We start from the raw sequence: 4,316 nt of genomic DNA, 5'->3' as shown, positions 1-4,316 counted from the left end.
GGGTAGAAGTGGAGTCCAATCGCGTTAGAAGAAGGAACAACAGCACCAGAGATGATGTTGTTTCCGTAGAGTAGGGAACCAGCTACAGGCTCGCGAATACCGTCGATATCTACAGGAGGAGCGGCGATAAAGGCGATGATGAAGCAGGTGGTGGCGGTGAGCAGGGTGGGGATCATGATCACACCGAACCAACCGACATAAAGACGGTTGTTGGTGCTGGTGATCCACTGGCAGAACTGCTCCCACAGGGAAGCGCTCTCGCGCTGTTGTAGAGTGGTGGTCATTGGTTGATGATTCCTATTAAGTTATCGAGGTACGATTGATTGATGATGTTTCTATCTTAGAGAGTTTATAACGGTTTGTAAAGAGCAAACAGAAAAGAATTTCTGTTTGCTGTCATAAGTTTAAATTATGCACAGTGACCAAGCCGCATCCAGCGATGACCCCCTTCCGATCACCGTTTTCTTTTCCCCTCACCGGAAGACGACAGAAAAGGCCACAAGCCAGCAACTTTCAGACAAAGTTTTTACCCGCAAGGTTTTACGGGAGTCGGTTCGCCACCTACTCTACAATCCGGAAAAAAACTCAAAGCAGGCACAACTGTTATGCAATCTATTTTTTGGAGTGTGGAAGAAGTCGCATATCGAGCCAAACAATTTCACGAAAGCGGCATTCGTCAAAGTGTCGAGTCTGGTGGCAATATTGGCCAGATGATTGTAATTGATGCAGAAACCGGCGAACATGGAACAGAGCCAACCGGCGCAGAGACAGCCTCACAGCGAAAACGGAAAAACCCCAACGTCAGATTGTTTACCCTGCGTATTGGCCATGATGTCGCGGCAAGTTTTGGGGCACGATGGAGCGTGTTGCTGAATAATTTAGGGAAAGGTAATCGAGGGGAAAGTCATCATTCCAGTGGTTTTTCGTTCAATTTCGCGACCCAAAATTTCCTGAGATTTTGTCGCTGACACCGGAATTAATGACCATCTCAGTTTACCACCACAGGCAGTGAGTGCGATGAATATTCCCCAACCACCCCCCGATAAATCCCCCAGTCTCACCATCCCGGTTGCTTGTGTCCAACGAAATGCCTCAGCACCACCAGCACTATTGCCTCCACCAACCACAACATATCCCTCTGCTGATACTCCACAAAAATGTAATCTTATTGTATAGTGGAACCAAAAATATAATGAACAGTAACTGAGCATGGATTTCCTGCCGATTCTTGCCTTTGTTGAAAAAATCGTTTATACGGCTACGGGTAAATACTTAAATTTAATTCAAAAACAGATTATTTTGGGGACAATGATGGATAAAAGCTATTTTACCATTGCTGAAGAGATTGGTTACAGCGATGGTTACTTTAGACCTCTTGCATAAATCCGAAAACAAACGATAGAAACAATAATGGGAGGGACTTTCAGTTAATTATTTATTAGTAGTTGATAATCTTCAAAAATGTTGCTGTACAAGGATCGACTTAAGACTTTTGCAAGAGGTCTATTAAAGATGAAGGTTCTAAGTTGTGGAAAATTATGTCAGATAACTTGAACAAAAAGATTACGAAATCTAATGCTAAATCTCGATTAAAAAGTTGGGAGTTTCACGAAGGTTCACATCAATTATATTTGGATCACTCTCATCATAGTAATTCTTTACAAAATTCTATTTTAGTTAATAACTATAATGATGTAAATATAGCAATTTATCAAGATCAGAATCCCTCTGCTTCATCTTCAAATCCTTGTGATTTGTCACAAATGCCAGCTTTAAAATTTTGTTTTGGACGAGAAAATGAGGTGAATCTTTTAGCAGAAGCTATTTTAAATCAGCAATATAATTTGATAGAAATTACTGGAGTCAAAGGAATTGGGAAAACGACCTTAACCGTTCAATTAGTCGAGAAAATTAAAGATAACTTTGATTGTGTCATTTGGCGCAATTTATCATTTTATAATTCTTGGAGAGAGCTTAAATTAGCTCTATTTCAGCTTTTTAATGATAACAAAGTCTTTGAAGATGAGCCAGAAAATTTAAACTATAAATTACTGAGCTATCTACAAAAACATAAATGTCTCCTCATTTTAGATCAAGGTGAAACCCTTTTTCAAGAAGGTCAAATTTCGGGAATTTACCGCTCCGGTTATGAAGATTGCGAACAATTTCTTTATTATTCTACTAATTTGGAACATCAAAGTTGTGTTATCTTTGTCTCTGATATAATTAGGAAATCGTTGACTCAAGACGAATCAAGCTATTTCCTTAAGTTGGAGGGGTTACAAGAGTCAGCTAAGGAAATTTTCAGAATGGCCAATTTAAAAGAGGATGAAAAATGGTCATTATTGATTGATCAATATGGAGGAAATCCTCTTTATTTAAAAATAGCGACTCAATCAATTAAGACTCTATTTAATAACCAAGCATCTTCTTTTTTGAATTATAAAATTATTCCAGATGAGTTAGGAGATATTTTATTAAAGCAGTGGAAATCTTTATCAAAATTAGAACAAAAAGTAATGAGGGTTATCAGTCAAGAAGAACAAGATATTACCTTAGAAAACTTATTGCAAAATTTATCGGAACATCCCTCTAGTTTGTTTAAAGCTATTCAGTCTTTGCTGAGAAGAAATTTATTAGAGAAACTAGAAGATGAACATTCTTGTGCTTTTAACACCTTGCCGATTATTAAACAATTTATTAATGAGTTAGCTAGTGCTGAAGTTTAAACGCAAGCTATAGTATTGAATCGTTAATTTTTCTGTATTTTAAAATACATTTTGCCAAAAATCTGACTCATCTGACTTTTTACCCGGCTGTCAGTCGGCAATTCTGCCGACTTTTTCCGCTTGTTAATCCTAAAAGTGACTTAGATAATTTTGGGTATAAACATTCACAAAATTTTGATGATTAAGGAGTTTAGACTATGGCAGACTTTTATGGTACATCAGGAAACAATCTCATTAATCGAATCGGAAGTAACTCTAATGATCGGCTTTTTGGCTTAAATGGTAATGACACCCTCACTGGAGGTAATGGTAATGACTGGTTACAAGGTGCTTCTGGAGGTGCAGGAACAAAGGCACATATTGATCTAGATGTTTTACTTGGTGGCGGTGGTACAGATTACTATGTACTAGGCACAGGTAATACTAGCTTTTATATGAGTTCAGGCTATGCTACTCTCAGACAATTTGATATTCGTTATGATTGGGTTGTACTTGCTAATGGAATTGATTATTACTCCTCTCGTATTCAGTTACAGACTATAAATATAAGTGGAGGTAGTGCTGCTGATACCCTGATTAGTCTTGATGGAAACCTTATTGGGGTTATTGAAGATCGCAATTTTACTACTGTTGACAGAGGTCAATTATTTCTCAATTCTAATCAAGTGACTCAGGGTTGGTAGCCTTTTGTTAAAACCCTATAAGCTCACATAACATAGCTACAACAAAGAAAGTAGTGCAAGTTATCGCTCTTTTTAAAACGACGATAACTTTTTTATTGTGTAATAAAATCCAGAAAATTAGAATCAGTTTTCCCAAATCCATCCAATTTTAGCTATGTTCAAAAATGACCTTATGATCAATATCAGCGATCGCTGTCTAGTCTAGCCTATTTTCTATACACTTGATCGTGACTACCAATATCAATTAACAAGATGATAACTTCTAAATATTCTTCATCTTCCGAAAAACTAAAAATAATTCGACAATCGTAAGCTACAGTACAAGACCATAACCCTTCTAAATTACTACTTAACTTATGGGTTTTTAAAGACAGTGTAAATGGGTCTTCTGCCAGTTTTCTAAGTACATCGAAAATTTTAGGTTTTAACTGGGGATTTTTCTTGATTAGCTTCTTAAACGAACGCTTAAACCCATCACTCCATATTAGATCCATTGTTAATCCTCATTCAAATCAGCAATCAAATCTTCTACGGTTCCCCTTTTGACTGTTCCAGCAGCGATCGCCTCTTTCAATTCCTTAAAATTAGCTAAAATTTCTCTTTCTCTTGCTTTTGCTCTATATTGACACAAAATCTCTAACAATGACTCCTGTTCATCCTCTGATAAATTCTCAAAAGATTTGATCATTTCTTGCAAAGTCATCATTTTACCTCTTAACTATTTTCCTTATATTTTAATTATTTTCCAAGATGATTTTATGGTAAACATCTGCGATCACTATCTGAATTCCCAAAGAGTTTAAATGAATTATCCTATCAGATTCATAAGCTGTAAACAACCAAAGATCGCCTTCCTTTTGAAAATGTTCAATATAACATTTTTCCTGAGAAATCAATAAATATT

The 4,316-nt window shown here is 36.7% G+C and carries 7 protein-coding genes and 2 pseudogenes; 4 read left to right on the top strand and 5 right to left on the bottom strand.

All coding sequences use genetic code 11. The features are described from left to right. Positions 1 to 284 (bottom strand): annotated as a pseudogene (locus tag H6F92_RS25195) (photosystem II q(b) protein); the annotation flags it as partial. A gap of 127 nt (positions 285 to 411) precedes the next feature. On the opposite strand from H6F92_RS25195, the gene H6F92_RS25190 reads away from it, so the two are divergent. Next, positions 412 to 714, top strand: a complete 303-nt coding sequence (locus H6F92_RS25190) for a hypothetical protein (RefSeq protein WP_190359949.1) — start codon at positions 412 to 414, stop codon at positions 712 to 714. Between the two features lie 164 nt (positions 715 to 878). On the opposite strand, the gene H6F92_RS25500 is transcribed toward H6F92_RS25190, so the two are convergent. Next, a complete protein-coding gene (locus H6F92_RS25500) occupies positions 879 to 1,211 on the bottom strand; it encodes a hypothetical protein (protein WP_199308327.1) in 333 nt (110 codons plus the stop codon). On the opposite strand from H6F92_RS25500, the gene H6F92_RS25180 reads away from it, so the two are divergent. The 3 genes from H6F92_RS25180 (at position 1,210) to H6F92_RS25170 (ending at position 3,412) form a co-directional block, all read left to right on the top strand. Next, complete coding sequence (locus H6F92_RS25180) at positions 1,210 to 1,383, top strand: helix-turn-helix domain-containing protein (protein WP_190359948.1); 174 nt, start codon at positions 1,210 to 1,212, stop codon at positions 1,381 to 1,383. The genes H6F92_RS25500 and H6F92_RS25180 overlap by 2 nt on opposite strands. A gap of 122 nt (positions 1,384 to 1,505) precedes the next feature. Then, a complete protein-coding gene (locus tag H6F92_RS25175; RefSeq protein WP_479684629.1) occupies positions 1,506 to 2,729 on the top strand; it encodes an NB-ARC domain-containing protein in 1,224 nt (407 codons plus the stop codon). A gap of 197 nt (positions 2,730 to 2,926) precedes the next feature. Next, positions 2,927 to 3,412, top strand: coding sequence for a calcium-binding protein (locus tag H6F92_RS25170; protein ID WP_190359944.1), 486 nt, complete (start codon positions 2,927 to 2,929; stop codon positions 3,410 to 3,412). 206 nt (positions 3,413 to 3,618) lie between these two features. Here H6F92_RS25170 and H6F92_RS25165 read toward each other — a convergent pair whose 3' ends face one another. The 3 genes and pseudogenes from H6F92_RS25165 to H6F92_RS26900 form a co-directional block, all read right to left on the bottom strand. Next, the gene (locus H6F92_RS25165; RefSeq protein WP_190359942.1) at positions 3,619 to 3,906 is read right to left on the bottom strand and encodes a type II toxin-antitoxin system RelE/ParE family toxin; all 288 of its coding nucleotides are present in this window, start codon (positions 3,904 to 3,906) and stop codon (positions 3,619 to 3,621) included. Positions 3,907 to 3,908: 2 nt separating this feature from the next. Further along, a complete protein-coding gene (locus tag H6F92_RS25160) occupies positions 3,909 to 4,115 on the bottom strand; it encodes a hypothetical protein (RefSeq protein ID WP_190359940.1) in 207 nt (68 codons plus the stop codon). Positions 4,116 to 4,146: 31 nt separating this feature from the next. After that, positions 4,147 to 4,316, bottom strand: a pseudogene (locus tag H6F92_RS26900) (Uma2 family endonuclease); the annotation flags it as partial.

The organism is Microcystis wesenbergii FACHB-1317 (assembly GCF_014696875.1).
Classification (GTDB): Bacteria; Cyanobacteriota; Cyanobacteriia; order Cyanobacteriales; family Microcystaceae; genus Microcystis; species Microcystis wesenbergii_A.
This window is presented reverse-complemented; position numbering and strand designations above follow the sequence as displayed.